We start from the raw sequence: 15,574 nt of genomic DNA, 5'->3' as shown, positions 1-15,574 counted from the left end.
GGCGTAGGGCATAGTTCGATGTAGGGCAAAAAGGGAAGCGGCCTAAGCCGCCTCCAGGTGTCGCTCTAACAGTTCAATCTCTTGCAGCAGCAGCTCATGCTCCAGGGCATCGCGTACGTCGTTGCAGTGCCGCTGCTCGACCTTGCGAATCCAGAACCAGCCGTCACGCTCAGGCAGGAACCTCTCCCAGCCGACTAGGACTGAGATCACGTAGCTCTTGGGGTGCAGGTGCGCACCCTCCCGCTCCATGTTCTTCGGCCAGGTGCTCTCCCGTGGGCAGCCGGCTACGGGGCCACGCCAGCCAGCGACCATGAACCGCAACCCCGAGGGGGAATCATCGGCTAGGACGAACTCCCGCGACAGGCCAGGGACATCGGGTTCCTCTCTCGACCACACCATATCGAAGCTCATGCCGACACCTCCGGTGCGCGATGCTGGAGACGGTGCAGTTTCGCCAGCAGCTCATACGCCAGGTAGCGTTCTCCTGCCAGGGTGATGACGGCAGCGCCAGTGTTATTGATGTACCCGGCTACGTCGCCAGCGTCACGGCTACGGGGTCCACGGGTGCCATTCCAGGCCTTGTACCGAATGCCGGTGGGGCTGGTGAGGTCAAGGGTGAACAGCTCTTGTGCGTGCGCCAGGACGGCGCTGGTAATGCGTGCTTTCATGGTTTCCTCCAGATGCAGGGGCACCGGCCCCAGGAGGGACCAGCGTTATCGTTTAGGTGGGTTCAACAGGCGGGCGGCGATCTCTCGCACCAGCACAGCGAGGTCACGACTGACCTCAATCACGGGGCGCATAGCTTCAGCGGCCTGCACTCGATCCCCGCTCAGCAGGGCATCAGCGGCAGCGGTGCAGCCCATGGTGTCGAGCACTACTCGGCCCTCAGTCCAGACCTTCCCGGCCTCCAGGCGGAACCGCCCACATCGGAGCGTGCCGAGGCTGCGTAGTCGGAACTCGGCGTCTTCAAGGCGTAACCGTTCCTGCCTGCGCTGGTGCCAGTCGGTGCTATCGGAGTCGGCCAGGTAAATCAGCTCATCGGTGCCAGGGACTCGGTGGAATACCCTCTGCACCCGGCCACTGGCGCAAGCCCTGCAAGCCAGGTTCCGGGTGAAGCGCTCGACGCCGTGGCATGTGCTACAGCTCCAACAAGGGTCGTCGAAGTGCCGGGCGCCAGCCATAACAGCGGCGTACCTGGCAGGGCTTAGCTTCCGCATGGCCTCAAGCCGCGCCTCGTACCCTGGATACCCAAGGCGCATCTTCGTTAGGTCGTCAGCCGTGGGGTGCTTCCCACGCCGCAGGGTCTGCCGGGCCATCAGCCCAGCTCATCGGCGAACACGTCGCCCAGGTCCAGACGGCGACCATCCAAGGCGGCTGCTCGATCTTCTACAGCACGGTCACGGGCATCGTCGCTGGCCTGCAAGGGAACCCAGGTGCCCGAGGTCCAGACAGACAGCACCCAACCTTCGCCAGGCTTCACGGAGAGGCTGTAGGACTTCCCAGGCTCAGTGCCCACGACTGGCGAGCCATCGGCCACAGTCACGCTGCCAGGCGTCTTAGCCTCGGCTGCCCAGGCATCGGCCAGGGGGCGCCAGTCGGTGTCGTATCCAGCAGCCAGAGCGCGGACGTCTACCGATGGGTCCACCAGACGTTGCGCGATGTTCAAGTGACCAGCGCGGATGTGCTCCATCAAGTACTCCACCTCGCCAGGCTCCAGGCCATCGGCTGCGCGGTGCTCGACCACGGCGCTCTTAAGCACAGGCTCCAGCAGCGCGGTGTGCGCGTTGTTCACGGCAGCAGCAGCTTCCCCTTCCCGGCGCAGCAACTCACGCTGACGGGACAGGCTAAGGGCCTGGACGGCGTGCGCAGCGAAGAGCCGGCAGGCGTAATCCACATCTTCTGGTGTCTGAATGAAGCCTGCGCCCGAAGTGCCTTGGGCATGCGCAGCAGCTCGCAAGGCAGCGTCAAGGTTCCCGCCGTTCGCTCTCAAGGCCACGGATACTGGCTCAGCAGCAGCGATGCCATTCGGGATAGCAGCAAGGGGCGGGAGGGATAGCGTCGTCTCAGCGGCTAGGACTTCATCCATGCTTGCCAGGAGATCGTCCAGGGACGGTAGGGACTTCGCCGGGGCACTGCTGGCGAGAGCAATCGGGGTTACTTCCATGCTGGGCAGCTCATCGTGCACAGCCTCGGTGCCGGAGGTGACGGGGGCCAGCAGGTCGAAGTCCATAGCCGGGGTGAGATTCGTGTCGTTCAGGGTGATGATGCTCATAATTACTCTCCTTCGCTCAGGGAAACGGTAGTGTCGGCGGGGGTGCTCCGGTACGCGGCGGCCAGGTCAGATGCCAGGGCGCGGTCTGCATCGTCAGCAGCGCAATGCCCGGTCCAATATGCGGCCAGGGCCAGGTCGTGCCGGGTGAGGGACTTCCCACCGATCACAGAATCAATCTGCCCGGTGATACGCTCCCGGACATGCGGGCGGCGTTCAGAGCGAAGGGAGTTCGCCAGGCGTTCTACGGTCTGGCGTTCGGAATAACTAAGTGCGGATTTGCTCATGGGACCTCCTAGGTCATTGGTGACGCCCGTGCTTACGGGCGGGGTTTCTGCTGGATCAGGCCAAGCTGGAGCGCGTACCGGACGGTCTTGGCTCGCCAGTCACTAGCGCGCTCAAGGTCTGCGCTCAGGCAGGTGAGGGTATCGCCGTTGCTCAGGCGCACTCGGGCGCTGTACATGCCCGAGGTGAACTGGATGATTCCTTGCGGTAGGCCGTTACCGCCTAAGCGGGGATCAATGCTTGCGGACATGCGTCCTCCTTGAATGACAGGCAGCCGAATGCCTCCAGCGAGGCTGGATCGGTTCGGCTTGTGGGGTTAGTTAAGAAAGGCGGGGAGGTGCAGCCAGGCGGGAGGGATCAATCGTCCTCGTCGTCGTACTGGCTCCAGTCGTGCGGCTCTGTAGGCTCGCCTTCGTTGATGTACTTCTGGACGATCTCGACGGTCGATCCCAGCTCTTGGGCTATCTGCTCCAGGGTCTTACCGTCAGCAGCCATGCGGCGTGCGGTAGCGCGGGGACTGATGCCGCCATCGTCAAGGATGATGCTGCCGTCAGGCATTTCGATAACGTTCGTCATGATGGTCTCCAGGTGGTGCAGCGTACGCAAATCGTACGCATGCGTACGGCTAAAAAGGGCTGAAACTCTAATACTACGTAGTAGTAATTCCATCCCTATCACAGCCATCGCTGGACAGAACTCTTTCTGCGACCGAGGGCGGTAGCGATAGCCCCGATGCTCATGCCCCCAGCGCGCATACGCTGGGCTTCGGCCTTCGGATCAATCCCAGCGTCTTCTACTTCGTGGCGGGTGTCGATGAGTGCCAGACGGGCTTTCAGCTCAGCGATCTCTGCTGCCTGTGCAGCTTGCTCCCGCTCCAGCTTGGACAAGCGCGCTTGCGTACGCATGTTCACGTAAACCCCTTCCAGGCTGCCTGCCAGTGTGTCATCGGCCATTCTCATGTACTCGCGCTTCCCCTCATTCAGAATCATGCGCTGTGCGTTCGGGTGCTGCTGGTGCTTCTGCAGGGATCGTTTCACCTTGCGCTTACTGCCTGGCTTGCCACCGATCCGGCGCACCTCAGCGGTAGGCACTCCACCGGCCTCCAGGGCCTCACGTGGCGTACTCCCCTGCCCGTTCAAGGCGAACAGCACGGCTGCATCAACTACGTTCTGCTGGGCCTTGTACCGGCCTGCATGCTCAGCGGCTACGGTGCGGTAGAAAGCCTGCTCTGCCTGCTTCATCTCCAGGAACTTGTCCCGGCTGCTGCTCGATGCCGTGCCCTGAGTCGATTGGAATACCTGTACCACCTCGGCATAGCTCTTGGATTCCCTGAGCAGGACAGGGTGGATCTCTGCACCGGCCATGAGGCTGGCGTACCACTGCTGCTGCATGGGGTTGAGTCCGGCAGTCGGGTTAGGGAACTGCTCGTGTAGATCGTTACGGTCCATCATTCCTCCTTGTCGTGAGCCTCCTGGGCTGGTGGTTGCTTGGGTTCCTCATATAAGTCCCTAGCCTGGCTTTGCTAGGCCCTTCCCTTAGAGGGCGAATCTATTCGTTGCTTGCCTTCCCTTAGAGTAGGGACCCTGCACGATCCAGTACTGACGCGGGTTCCAGCTCGGTGGGGCTTCCGTCCCTCATATCAGTGGCTAAGCTACGTTGCTTCCCCCTTCCTTAGAGTGGCCGTCTATTCGTTGGTCGTCTCTTCCTCAGAGTGCGGGTCTATCCGTTGCTTCCTCTTGCTTAGAGTGCGGAGTCTGCGGAAACCAGCGTCCTAGAGCCTCTAGCAGATTTGCTTGAAACGGGTGCACAGGTGTCGGACTGAAACCCCTTGAATCGCTCGAATCGCCCTCCCCGCCCCTGCCCTGGATTTGGCTCGTGGTGGTGCACAGTGGTACGCGATCCAGGTCGACTCACTCGTCCCCGCCCTCGGCCATGGCATCAAGCGTTCCAATGCCGCTTCACAGTCGCCAGGCTTATGCCGAGGTGCTCCGCTGCCTTGGATTGGGATAGCCCTTCGGCCCGCACCGCTTGCACTCGCTTCCGCGTATCCGTGGCTTCTGGACGACCTAGCTTCTTCCCCTGAGCCTTGGCGCGCTCCAGGCCGGCATTCGTACGCTCGATCAACAGGTCACGCTCGAACTCCGCTACAGCGCATAGAACCTGCATGGTCATCTTGCCGGCTGCGCTGGTGAGATCCACGCCACCCAAGGCCAGGCAGTGCACACGGATGCCATCTGCGGCAAGGCGCTCGACTGTGCTACGCACGTCCATGGCATTCCGCCCAAGACGATCAAGCTTTGTGACGATGAGGGTGTCACCGCGCTCCATGCGCTCTAGTAGCTTTAGGAACCCTGGGCGTTCGCTGGCCTGCGTGCTCCCGGATACCGTCTCAGTGACGACTCTGCGCGGCTCGACATTGAAGCCTGCCTGCTGGACTTCAAGCTCTTGGTTATCGGTGGTCTGGCCTGCGGTGCTAACGCGGGCGTAAAGGAATGTCCGGGTCATGCTGTACCTGCTGGTGTCGTTAAACGTGGTGTCACGGTAGACAGGTAGCACAATCCCGTCAAGCACGTTTTATGACACCAACTAGCACACCAGATGAGCGGTAGCGTTTAACGGTCGATTAATGACACCAACGAAGCGGGAAGGCATGCGCCCTCCCCGCCCAACTTAGCTACTTCTTCTTGCCACCCTTTTTAGCAGGCGGCGGGATAACCTCAACCGTACTGGTCTTAGGGCGGCGCTTTGCCTCTTCTACAGGTATGAACTGCCCATTCCCGGCATCTCTGCCACGCTTGTTAGCCATGCTCGCAACTCCTACTGGCATATCGCCACGCCGGCGACACCTTAAACGTAGCTGGCGCCCCAGTTTCTGCAAGGCACAGGTGAGGCCCTATGGGGGAACTCGCGTTCAGTTATGTGCAGGGGCCCCCTCGGGTGGAGACACTGCTTTTACGTCGTGGGTGTTTACGCGCCCTGCTCGGACAGGAGAGCGCGCACACCAGCCAGAATCACCTTCACTCGATCCAGCGAGCCTGACCCGCCGTAGATACCCGTCACCTTCGATCCGCCCTTAGCGGTGTGCCCGAGCAACAGGCCGGTCTCTTCCTCGGTGGCACCAGCAGCGCGGGCCAGGTCGGCAAACAGATGCCGGACACCATAAAGGCTGTACTGGCTTCGCACCTCAGCCGGCAGCAGCCTACGGAAGCGCTTCCCCAGCTCATTACTCCTGATCCGGCCCCGGTGCTCTCGATCATCCAGGGAGCACCCTTCAGCCAAGCCCAATGCCGCGTGCACCGTCTCGAACAGCGGCAGGTCGTCCCGGTGGATCGGCAGGGCACGTTTACTGCCCCGCGTCTTCCGCATGGTCAGCCCGGCCACGAATACCCTCTCGACGTTCCCCAGCACGTCCTTGCGAAGCTGGATGCTCGATGGTCCTTCCCGTAGCAGCTCGGAGGGCCTCATCCCGTACAGCGCCAGAAGCCGGAACGCTGCGGCTGATACCTCATCCCCCGTCTCTTGGAACGTCCCAATGGCCTGTAGCAGCAGGTCACGGGGGACAGACGCCCTCGCCTCCGCGTCCAGGGTCTCTCCCCTGAGCGCCTCGGTAGTCGGGTGCCGCTTCGGCAGGGCCAGGTTCTCGAATCCCGGTAGCCACCTCAGGATGGCGAACAGCAGCGTGCACGATGTGCGCAGGGTGCTCGGCTTCCCGCCCTCGGCAAGCTTCGTGCTCAGATGCTGGAGAATCTGTCCCTCAGCCTCAGCAGGGGTGCACGGGAATCGCAGCACAGCGGCACTGACGTTCCGAGCCTGCGACTTCCTTGACTTGGACTTGCCGACGGAGTACTGTTCCAAGGCCATTTCGAACTGCGCTTGCGTAGCACGACCCTCCCCTGACACCTCAGACGCCACAGGAGCGCCTACAAGGGGCCTAGGCTGCACGATCTCCCCTGACCCGCCACCACCGTACAGGATGCCCTTCTGAACGTCTTCTAGGGCCCTCAGAACGCCCCCTGCAATCACAGGGTGCATCTGCGCACCCGGCGGCATCTTCCCAGCGATATGCACCTTCAGTGCCTGGCGCTGCCATTCGAACTCCCGTTGCCAGCCAGGCGACTGCATTCGCTCCAGGGCATCCTTCTGGACTCGACGCATAGCGTCCTGCATCTGCTGCATGATCTCGTCAGCGGTGAGCAAGGCTGGAGCAACAGGCGATTCAGCCGGCGTAACGGGGGCTGGTGCCAGGGCATCCTCACACACGCGGTCGAACTCGACGGACAGTGACCGAGCCAGCTTCAGTGCCTCCGCTCGATCCGCTGTGCCAAGGGCACGCTTCATCTCTACCCGGCCAATAGCATCAGCCACGGCTTTAGGGAATCGCCTGCGGTACAGATACCGCCCATCCTTGCGCGTTAAGTACGTGCTCATGCCTCGGCCTCTACGTGTCCACGTGACCCGGCCGCGTGTCCGCTGCACAAGGCAACGAAACATCGCGTGTGTCCCGCTCTGGAGTTCTCTCAAGGCCGCATTCTAGCTACGTTTCGTGGCGTCCCGGTACTGTGCATGTGGCCCGGAGCTTCATCCACAAGGTCATCCATTCGGCCCAACCTAGCGTGCTCGACCAGGGCCTGGCGACCGACCAGACCGCGGCCGGCGCCACGCTGGGGGCAACCGTCTGATCGTCGTCCTGCTCAGCCGAGCAGGACGATCCCCCAGACCGCGGCGATGATGAACAGGGCCACGAACTGCGCGGCACTGCCAAGATCCTTGGCGTTCTTCGACAGTTCGTGCCAGTCCAGGGAAATGCGATCCACCACCGCCTCGATGGCAGCGTTGAACAACTCGACGACCAGCGCCAGCAGGCACACCGCCACCAGCAGGGCCCGCTCGCCACGGCTCACATCGAGCCAGCAGGCGATCGGCAGCAGCACCACGTTGAGCGCGACCAGGGAGCGAAAGGCCGCCTCCTGGCGGAAGGCCGTCCGCAGCCCGGCCAGGGAGTAGCCCGTCGCGTTGATGACCCGGCGCAGACCGGTCTTGCCTTTGTAGGGAGAGATCACCGACAGCTCCATTCAGCGTGGTCGAATCGCCGACTCCAGCGAGCGGCAGGAAAGGAAGGCACGGCATCCGGCGATCAGGCGCCGGCATGACCCGGCTAGCTGGAGGTGCTCTCCAGTTGCTGCAGCAGCAGCGCGGCCTGGGTGCGGGTACGGACGCCGAGTTTACGGAAGATGGCCGTGGCGTGGGCCTTCACCGTGGCCTCGGACACATTCAGCTCGAAGGCGATCTGCTTGTTGAGCAAGCCCTCGCACAGCATGGTGAGCACCCGGAATTGCTGCGGCGTGAGACTGGCGAGCCCGGCGCTGGCGGCCTTGGCTTCCTCGCTCAGGGCCACGGCGCCCTCGACCTGCGGCGGCCACCAGGTATCGCCATCCAGCACCTGGCTGACCGCCCGCTGCAGGGTGCCCAGATCGCTGGACTTGGGAATGAAGCCGCTGGCCCCGAACTCCCGGGCACGCTGCACCACGGCCGGTTCTTCCTGGGCCGAGATCATCACCACCGGCACCTGCGGATACTGGCCGCGCAACAGCACCAGACCGGAAAAGCCATAGGCGCCGGGCATGTTCAGGTCGAGCAGGACCAGATCCCAATCGGTACGGTCGGCCAGGCAGGCCTGGAGCTGGGCGATGTCGGCCACCTCGGTGAGCCGCGCCTGGGCCCCCAGGCCCAGGGTGAGCGCCTGCTGCAGCGCGCTGCGAAACAGCGGGTGATCGTCGGCGATGAGGATCTGATAGGCAGCCGCCATGGTGTAGCTTTCCTTGTTGTACTGGGGTCGCGAAGACCAGGCGCCTGGCGCCGGCTGCGGTCGAGATGGCGCCAGCATGCCGAACGGCGCAGACGGCGGCAAGGCCGGACGGACCACGAACGGTAGGCAAGGGGCCAAGGGTTGCGGCACAGTTGCGCTTTTTGCCAAGAGATATCCGATGCTCAGCGCTGCGCTCCGTGCCGACCTGCTCATGCTGCTTACTGCCCTCATCTGGGGCAGCGCCTTCATCGCCCAGACCGGCGGCATGGAGCACATAGGGCCCTTCCTCTACACCGGCCTGAGATTCGCCCTGGGTGCCCTCACCCTGCTGCCGCTGCTGCTGTTGCGGCGCCGTGGCGGACGGCAGCAAGCCTTCACCCGGGATACGCTCAAGGGCGGCCTGCTGATGGGCCTGGTGCTGACCCTGGGCATCAACCTGCAGCAGGTCGGCCTGTTGTTCACCAGCGTGACCAACTCCGGCTTCATCACCGGCCTGTACGTCATCGTGGTACCGCTGCTGGGGCTGTTCTTGGGTCAGCGCAGCCATGTCGGGACCTGGGTCGGCGCCTGCCTGGCGGTGGTCGGCATGGGCCTGCTCAGTATCGGCGACAACTTCCAGGTCGCCTCGGGCGATCTGCTGCAACTGGCCGGCGCCATGGCCTGGGGCGTCCATGTCCTGCTGGTGGGGCACTATTCCAGTCGCCACGACGCCACCGTGCTGTCGATCCTGCAATTCCTCGTCTGCGCGGTCCTGAGCCTGCTGCTGGCACTGGTCTTCGAGCCGTTCCAGGCGACCCAGGTCACCAAGGCCCTGCCCGACCTGCTCTATGGCGGGGTGATCGCCGCCGGCATCGGCTACACCCTGCAGGTGTTCGCCCAGCGCGGCGCCATCGCCTCCCATGCGGCGGTGATCTTTTCCCTGGAAGCGGTCTTCGCCGCCTTCTTCGGCGCCTGGCTGCTCGGCGAAGCCCTCAGCGGCCGTGGCTACCTGGGCTGTGCCCTGATGTTCGCCGGCATGCTGGCGGCGCAGCTCTGGCCACGGCAGGCACCGGTGGAGGCGAAACCGGTCAACTAGCGCGCCCGCAGCGCCTGCAGTTGCTGGCTGGCGGGACTGTCCGCCGCCAGCGGCAGATGGTGCTTGGCATCCAGATAGCGTTCGCTGAAGACATCCAGATAGGCTTCCAGCAGGCGTCCCGCCGGCGCCTCCCCGGCGAGTTCCAGACAGAGGGCCGCCACCTCGGCGGTGCAGAGGTGCTCGCCGCGGGTGGAGCGCCGCAGCCGGTAGCGCGACAGGGCGGTGGGCTGGAAACTCAATACCGGCAGGCTGTCCAGGTAGGGACTCTTGCGAAACATCTTGCGCGCTTCGGTCCAGGTGGCATCCAGCAGCACGAACAGCGGACGCTTGCCGGGCGCCAGGGGCAAGGTCTCGACCACCCGCCCGGGTGCCGCGTATTCGCCGGGGAACACCAGCAGCGGTTGCCACTCGGGCTGGGCGAGCAATGCCGGCAGGGCAGGATCCACGGCGGTGCGGCTCCAGCCGAAGGCATGGGTGTCGGCCACCACGTCGGCGATCAGCCAGCCGGTGTTGCTCGGCTTGAGCGGCTCCACGTCGTGCATCAACAGGCACATGCCGGCGTGGGTCTGGCGCAGCGGGCGCAGCGCGCACAGGCAATGACTGGGCGCCAGCCGGCAGTGGGGGCAGCGCGCCATGCGCGAACCCCGGGCAATGAAGGGCTTGATGCTGCGCGCCAGACGCTCCTGGCGCAGGCGGGCCACGGCATGCGGGGGAATATCGAGGGTCGGGATCATGCCGGGCTCTTGGGCAAAACCCCAGTTTACCAGAGCGATCGGGATGCCCGCGGCGGCCAGGCGAGGTACCCTGCGCAGACGCCTTGCGAACCCCCGCCCGCGACCACGGTCGAAACGGGCTCCTCTACGCTGGAGAACACGATGCCTCGTTTTGCTTTGCTCGCCCTGACGCTTGCCCTGCCCTTCACCGCCCAGGCAGCCGACTCGCTCAAGGACCACGAGCTCAATCAGATGCTGCGCAAGGTCGCGGCCGAGAGCAGCCAGGGTACGCCCCGCGCCATCAACGAAGACATCCTCGATCGCGGCTACACGGTAGAGGGCAAGCAACTGATCGACCACCTCAGCGTCCGCCCGGCCCATGCCGCCCGCATGCGCGAGAATCCGGCGACGGTGCGGGTACAGCTCGCCGAAAGCGTCTGCCAGAACAACGGCTATCGCCAGTTGCTGGCGCGCGGTGCCACCCTGGTCTACGACTTCACCGAATACCAGACCAACAAGCCGATCATGGTCGAGCGCTTTCAGGCCGCCGACTGCGGTCTGGGCAAGTAATCAGGAGTTCGCGCCATGACCGAGGACAGTGACGACAGCTACCTGGCCCGCCATGTGGAGCCCAGCGCCGCCGATCTCGGTCAGCGCATCGACGAACTGCTGGAGCACGCCCTGCCCGGCGGCAGCCCCAACCTCGCCCTGTACCGCGAGATGCTGGTGACGGTGGTGCGCATGGCGCAGACCAATCCGGCGCGCTGGGACGCCAAGATCATGCTGCAGACCCTCAAGGAGCTGGAGCAGGCCTTCCGCACCCTGGAGCGCTTCCGGCGGCGGCGCAAGGTCACGGTATTCGGCTCGGCGCGTACCCGCATCGACCATGCCCTCTACCACCTCGCCCGCGACCTGGGCGCGGCCCTGGCCAAGCGCGACATGATGGTCATCACCGGTGGCGGCGCCGGCATCATGGGCGCGGCCCACGAGGGCGCCGGCCCCGAGGCCAGCCTGGGTTTCAACATCACCCTGCCGTTCGAGCAGCGGGCGAACCCGACCATAGAGGGCACCGATCACCTGCTGTCCTTCCACTTCTTCTATGTGCGCAAGCTGTTCTTCCTCAAGGAAGCGGACGCCCTGGTGCTCTGCCCCGGCGGCTTCGGCACCCTGGATGAGACCTTCGAGGTGCTCACCCTGATCCAGACCGGCAAGAGTCCACTGGTACCCCTGGTCTTGCTGGATACCCCCGACGGGCATTTCTGGGACGACGCCCTGGCCTATCTGGAGCGCAACCTGCTGGCCGAAGGCTACATCCTGCCCGCCGATCTCAAGCTGGTGCGCCTGGTGCGCTCGGCCGAAGCGGCCGCCGCCGAGATCGAGCGCTTCTACGGCAACTACCACTCCACGCGGCGGCGCGACGGCCAGTTCCATATCCGCCTCAAGCAGCCGCTGACGGCCGCCTGCCTGGAACGCCTGGCAGCGGATTTCGGCGACCTGTGTCGCACCCCGGGCTTCACCCAGCTGCACCCGGGCGAAGGCCAGGCCGACGAAGCGGAATTCGCGCACCTCACCAGGCTCACCTTCGACTTCCACGGTCGCCATTACGGTCGGTTGCGCGAACTGGTGGACGAACTCAATCGGCCGGAGTCTTGGGCATCCACTTGGGTTGGTTGAGCGCAGCGAAGCCCAACGTATCCAGACTCCGGAGCCATGGCGGGCTTCGCTATGCTCGACGCCACCCTGCGCGACCGAGGTTGATCGCTGCCATCGCGGCCATGGGCCGCTCCTACGGTCACATCAGGGTCTGTAGGAGCGGCCCATGGCCGCGATGGCTCTGAACTCGATTCGTTTCCTGGCAAACGCAAGAGAAATGGCGCTTTCTTTTCCACTCGGTATTACCGCGAAGCGCGCCCTCACCCCAGCCCTCTCCCTCAGGGAGAGGGGGTTAGCCGTGCGAGCGCTCATTTTCCGCAATCAGTCGCTCATCGCGGGCGGATGGGCCTACAGGCTGGGTCGAACGCAGCGACACCCGAAACCCCAGGCCACTCCCGTCTACCGCCGGCTCAGCACCCGATTGATCCCATCCATGGCATAGCCCCGGTAGGCCAAAAAGCGGCCCTGCTTGGCACGCTCCTTGGCGTCGGCCGGGGGGGTACCGAATTTACGGCGCCAGACCTCTTCCAGCTGCGCCTGCCAGTCCACGTCCGCTTCGCGCAGGGCCATCTCCACCTGCTCTCTTTTCAGGCCACGCTGGCCCAGCTCCTCGCGGATGCGCATGGGCCCGTAACCAGCGCGGGCACGACTGGCGATATAGCTCTCCAGATAGCGGCTTTCATCGAGCAGACCGTCTTCGGCTAGCCGATCCAGCACCGGACCCAGCAGGCCCTCGTCGGCCCCGCGCCGACGCAGTTTGCGCGACAGCTCTTCACGCCCGTGCTCTCGCCGAGCCAGCAGATCCATGGCGGCGAACCGGATGGCAGCGGTGGTATCCAATGGGTTGCCCAAACGTGATCCTCCTTATGCGAAAACCCCCGCACGGGGCGGGGGTCATCTCAAGCACTGGCTGGCGATCAGAAATCGACGTCAGCACCTTCTTCAGCGGGCACTTCGGCTTTCTGGTTGCTCGGCTGGCTCAGCAGCTTCTCACGGATCGCCTTGTCCACCGCGGCCTTGACCTCGGGATTGTCCTCCAGGAACTTGGCGGCATTGCCCTTGCCCTGGCCGATCTTGCTGCCCTGGTGGCTGTACCAGGCGCCGGACTTCTCGATCAGGCCCAGTTGCACGCCCAGGTCGATGATCTCGCCATTGAGGTAGATACCCTTGCCATAGAGGATCTGGAACTCGGCCTGGCGGAACGGCGGCGCCACCTTGTTCTTGACCACCTTGACGCGGGTTTCGCTACCGATCACCTCGTCGCCTTCCTTCACCGCGCCGATCCGGCGGATGTCCAGACGGACCGAGGAGTAGAACTTCAGGGCGTTACCACCGGTGGTGGTCTCGGGGTTGCCGAACATCACGCCGATCTTCATGCGGATCTGGTTGATGAAGATGACCAGGCAGTTGGCGTTCTTGATGTTACCGGTGATCTTGCGCAGCGCCTGGGACATCAGGCGTGCCTGCAGACCTACGTGCATGTCACCCATCTCGCCTTCGATCTCGGCCTTGGGTACCAGGGCCGCCACCGAGTCGACGATGATGACGTCGACGGCGTTGGAGCGCACCAGCATGTCGGTGATTTCCAGGGCCTGTTCGCCGGTGTCCGGCTGGGAGACCAGCAGGTCGTCGACGTTGACGCCCAGCTTGCCGGCGTAGTCCGGGTCCAGCGCGTGTTCGGCGTCGACGAAGGCGCAGGTGGCGCCCTGCTTCTGGGCCTGGGCGATGACCGACAGGGTCAGGGTGGTCTTACCCGAGGACTCGGGACCGTAGATCTCGACGATCCGTCCCTTGGGCAGGCCACCGATGCCCAGGGCGATGTCCAGGCCCAGGGAGCCGGTGGAGATCGCCGGGATGGCCTGGCGGTCGTGATCGCCCATGCGCATCACGGTGCCCTTGCCGAATTGCTTTTCGATCTGTCCCAAGGCCGCGGCCAGGGCACGCTTTTTGTTGTCGTCCATTAGATTCCTCTCAGAGAAAGAAGGGCCAGACGGCCGTGGATACCTGTATAAGTGAACAGTATTAAACCATAGTCGCCCCCCGGTTGCTACACCCGAGGGGCTTTTTCCTCGTCCAGCAAGGCCAGCAAAACCTCCAGTGCCCGCACCTGGGTCTGCTGGCGTACCGCGGCGCGATCCCCGGGGAACACCTGCCGTTCGGTGCGCAGTCTTTGCCCGGCCAGCCAGGCCAGCCAGACCGTGCCCACCGGTTTTCCCGGCACGGCGCCACCCGGCCCGGCGATCCCGCTCACCGCCACCGCGAAGCGGGCGCCGGAGCGCTGCTGGGCGCCCCGTGCCATGGCCGTCACCACCTCTTCGCTGACCGCCCCGACCTGCTCGAACAGCACCTCGGGCACCTCGAGTTGCAGGGTCTTCTGGCGATTGGAATAGGTGACGAAGCCGGCCTCGAACCAGGCCGAGCTACCGGCGACGCGGGTGATCACCTCGGCGATGCCGCCACCGGTGCAGGATTCGGCGGTGGTGACCTGGGCGCCTGCCGCCTGCAGGGCTTCGCCGAGGCGCCGGGCGAGACTGTCGAGGGAATCCATCGAAACCTTCCTATCCAAGGGAGACATAAAGGTGACCGCGGGGATTCTCCGCCGGCGGCGACCGCTGGTCGGCACGCACCTTAGACCGGCTTGCCCCGCCGTGGCAGAAAAGATTTACTGAAACCGGTTTCAGGCACCTACAAAATCCTAACAGCGGTACGCCATGAACGACGTCTCTCTTCCCGGTCCGCGCGCCTCCCGCGCGACCATCGCCGAAGTGGCCATGGCCGCCGGCGTGTCCAAGGCCAGCGTCTCGCGCTACATCAGCGGCGACCGCCGCCTGCTCTCCGACGCCCTCGCCGCGCGGATCGAGCAAGCCGTGGTGGCCCTCGACTTCCAGCCCAACCAGATGGCCCGCGGCCTCAAGCGCGGTCGCAGCCGCCTGATCGGCATGCTGGTGGCCGACCTGCTCAACCCCTACTCCACCGCGGTGATGCACGGCGTGGAAACGGCCTGTCGCCAGCAGGGCTATTCGCTGCTGATCTGCAACACCGACCAGGACGCCGACCAGGAACGCCAGCAACTCGCCGCGTTGCAGTCCTACAGCATCGAAGGCCTGATCGTGAACACCTTCGGCCAGCATGCCGCCGACCTGCGCCAGCTGGGCAGTCGCCTGCCCCTGGTACTGCTGGATCGCGAACTGCCGGGTGTGGAAGCCGACCTGGTCGGCCTCGACAACCACCAGGCCATCGAGACTGGCGTGACCCACCTGCAGCAACAGGGCTATCGCGACCTCTTGCTGGTGAGCGAGCCGCTCGATGGCACCAGCTCCCGCCTCCAGCGCCTGAGCGCCTTCGAAGCGGTCCTGGCCGGGCACCCCGACTGCCGGGGTACGCATTGCGCCCAGGCCGACGATACCCTTGGCTTGCAGCGGACCCTGGCCACCTTCCTGGCCAGCGCCGGCCCCGGCCCCAAGGCGCTACTCACCGCCAATGGCGTGGCGACCCTGGCGACGACCCTGGCCTTGCAGGCCCTAGGCGAACCCCTGTTCGAGCGTATCGGCCTGCTGGCGCTGGACGACCTGGACTGGTTCCCCCTGGTGGGCGGTGGCATCAGTGCCCTGGCCCAACCCACCCATGCCCTGGGCGTGGCGGCCTTCGAGCGCCTGCAACGGCGTATCGACGGGGATCGCAGCGCGCCGGTCCGGCAGACCTTCGGGGCGGAATTGCGTGTCCGTCAGTCGACTCGCCGCCGCCCCTGAGGGCACCTTTGCCCGTTTTATCCG

19 protein-coding genes are annotated in these 15,574 nt (G+C 64.6%); 4 read left to right on the top strand and 15 right to left on the bottom strand.

Annotated elements, in window-relative coordinates:
- Window positions 1-42: 42 nt before the first annotated feature.
- The 11 genes from FSV73_RS05040 to erdR all read right to left on the bottom strand — a co-directional run bounded on the left by FSV73_RS05040 (window position 43) and on the right by erdR (window position 8,360).
- Window positions 43-411 (bottom strand): hypothetical protein, encoded by a 369-nt coding sequence (locus FSV73_RS05040; protein WP_145004818.1) that lies wholly within the window; start codon window positions 409-411, stop codon window positions 43-45.
- Window positions 408-668 carry a hypothetical protein gene (locus tag FSV73_RS05035; protein ID WP_145004815.1) on the bottom strand — a complete coding sequence of 87 codons (261 nt, stop codon included), beginning with the start codon at window positions 666-668 and terminating at the stop codon, window positions 408-410. The genes FSV73_RS05040 and FSV73_RS05035 overlap by 4 nt, the downstream gene beginning before the upstream one ends.
- Window positions 669-1,315: 647 nt before the next feature.
- Window positions 1,316-2,272 (bottom strand): hypothetical protein, encoded by a 957-nt coding sequence (locus FSV73_RS05025; protein ID WP_145004812.1) that lies wholly within the window; start codon window positions 2,270-2,272, stop codon window positions 1,316-1,318.
- Window positions 2,273-2,274: 2 nt separating this feature from the next.
- Window positions 2,275-2,556 (bottom strand): hypothetical protein, encoded by a 282-nt coding sequence (locus FSV73_RS05020; protein WP_145004809.1) that lies wholly within the window; start codon window positions 2,554-2,556, stop codon window positions 2,275-2,277.
- A gap of 32 nt (window positions 2,557-2,588) precedes the next feature.
- The gene (locus FSV73_RS05015) at window positions 2,589-2,804 is read right to left on the bottom strand and encodes a hypothetical protein (protein ID WP_145004806.1); all 216 of its coding nucleotides are present in this window, start codon (window positions 2,802-2,804) and stop codon (window positions 2,589-2,591) included.
- A 107-nt stretch (window positions 2,805-2,911) separates the two neighbouring features.
- A complete protein-coding gene (locus FSV73_RS05010) occupies window positions 2,912-3,130 on the bottom strand; it encodes a helix-turn-helix domain-containing protein (RefSeq protein ID WP_145004802.1) in 219 nt (72 codons plus the stop codon).
- 98 nt (window positions 3,131-3,228) lie between these two features.
- Window positions 3,229-4,002, bottom strand: a complete 774-nt coding sequence (locus FSV73_RS05005; RefSeq protein ID WP_260856023.1) for a helix-turn-helix domain-containing protein — start codon at window positions 4,000-4,002, stop codon at window positions 3,229-3,231.
- Between the two features lie 490 nt (window positions 4,003-4,492).
- Window positions 4,493-5,059 carry a recombinase family protein gene (locus tag FSV73_RS05000; RefSeq protein ID WP_145004796.1) on the bottom strand — a complete coding sequence of 189 codons (567 nt, stop codon included), beginning with the start codon at window positions 5,057-5,059 and terminating at the stop codon, window positions 4,493-4,495.
- A gap of 462 nt (window positions 5,060-5,521) precedes the next feature.
- Entirely contained in the window at window positions 5,522-6,982 is a 1,461-nt protein-coding gene (locus FSV73_RS04995) for a DUF6538 domain-containing protein (RefSeq protein ID WP_145004793.1), read from the bottom strand.
- Between the two features lie 263 nt (window positions 6,983-7,245).
- Entirely contained in the window at window positions 7,246-7,626 is a 381-nt protein-coding gene (locus tag FSV73_RS04990; protein WP_186309160.1) for a diacylglycerol kinase, read from the bottom strand.
- Window positions 7,627-7,709: 83 nt separating this feature from the next.
- Window positions 7,710-8,360 (bottom strand): response regulator transcription factor ErdR, encoded by a 651-nt coding sequence (gene erdR / locus FSV73_RS04985; protein ID WP_145004787.1) that lies wholly within the window; start codon window positions 8,358-8,360, stop codon window positions 7,710-7,712.
- 178 nt (window positions 8,361-8,538) lie between these two features.
- On the opposite strand from erdR, the gene FSV73_RS04980 reads away from it, so the two are divergent.
- Window positions 8,539-9,435 carry a DMT family transporter gene (locus tag FSV73_RS04980; RefSeq protein WP_145004784.1) on the top strand — a complete coding sequence of 299 codons (897 nt, stop codon included), beginning with the start codon at window positions 8,539-8,541 and terminating at the stop codon, window positions 9,433-9,435.
- Here FSV73_RS04980 and FSV73_RS04975 read toward each other — a convergent pair.
- Window positions 9,432-10,169, bottom strand: a complete 738-nt coding sequence (locus tag FSV73_RS04975) for a tRNA-uridine aminocarboxypropyltransferase (protein WP_145004781.1) — start codon at window positions 10,167-10,169, stop codon at window positions 9,432-9,434. The two genes, FSV73_RS04980 and FSV73_RS04975, sit on opposite strands and share 4 nt — an antisense overlap.
- A gap of 141 nt (window positions 10,170-10,310) precedes the next feature.
- On the opposite strand from FSV73_RS04975, the gene FSV73_RS04970 reads away from it, so the two are divergent.
- Window positions 10,311-10,718, top strand: a complete 408-nt coding sequence (locus FSV73_RS04970) for a quorum-sensing-regulated virulence factor family protein (protein ID WP_145004778.1) — start codon at window positions 10,311-10,313, stop codon at window positions 10,716-10,718.
- A 15-nt stretch (window positions 10,719-10,733) separates the two neighbouring features.
- Window positions 10,734-11,822 carry a TIGR00730 family Rossman fold protein gene (locus FSV73_RS04965; RefSeq protein ID WP_145004775.1) on the top strand — a complete coding sequence of 363 codons (1,089 nt, stop codon included), beginning with the start codon at window positions 10,734-10,736 and terminating at the stop codon, window positions 11,820-11,822.
- Between the two features lie 378 nt (window positions 11,823-12,200).
- On the opposite strand, the gene recX is transcribed toward FSV73_RS04965, so the two are convergent.
- The 3 genes from recX to FSV73_RS04950 form a co-directional block, all read right to left on the bottom strand.
- Window positions 12,201-12,653 carry a recombination regulator RecX gene (gene recX, locus FSV73_RS04960; RefSeq protein WP_145004772.1) on the bottom strand — a complete coding sequence of 151 codons (453 nt, stop codon included), beginning with the start codon at window positions 12,651-12,653 and terminating at the stop codon, window positions 12,201-12,203.
- A gap of 65 nt (window positions 12,654-12,718) precedes the next feature.
- Window positions 12,719-13,762, bottom strand: a complete 1,044-nt coding sequence (gene recA, locus FSV73_RS04955; RefSeq protein WP_145004769.1) for a recombinase RecA — start codon at window positions 13,760-13,762, stop codon at window positions 12,719-12,721.
- An 86-nt stretch (window positions 13,763-13,848) separates the two neighbouring features.
- Entirely contained in the window at window positions 13,849-14,349 is a 501-nt protein-coding gene (locus FSV73_RS04950) for a CinA family protein (protein ID WP_145004766.1), read from the bottom strand.
- A 163-nt stretch (window positions 14,350-14,512) separates the two neighbouring features.
- Here FSV73_RS04950 and FSV73_RS04945 point away from each other — a divergent pair, with 163 nt between their 5' ends.
- Window positions 14,513-15,550 (top strand): LacI family DNA-binding transcriptional regulator, encoded by a 1,038-nt coding sequence (locus tag FSV73_RS04945; RefSeq protein WP_145004763.1) that lies wholly within the window; start codon window positions 14,513-14,515, stop codon window positions 15,548-15,550.
- Window positions 15,551-15,574 lie beyond the last annotated feature (24 nt).

The organism is Pseudomonas oryzihabitans, assembly GCF_007665395.1.
In the GTDB taxonomy this organism is placed as follows: domain Bacteria; phylum Pseudomonadota; class Gammaproteobacteria; order Pseudomonadales; family Pseudomonadaceae; genus Chryseomonas; species Chryseomonas psychrotolerans_C.
The sequence above is the reverse complement of the archived record's forward strand: the minus strand, read 5'-3'. Positions and strand labels throughout refer to the sequence as shown.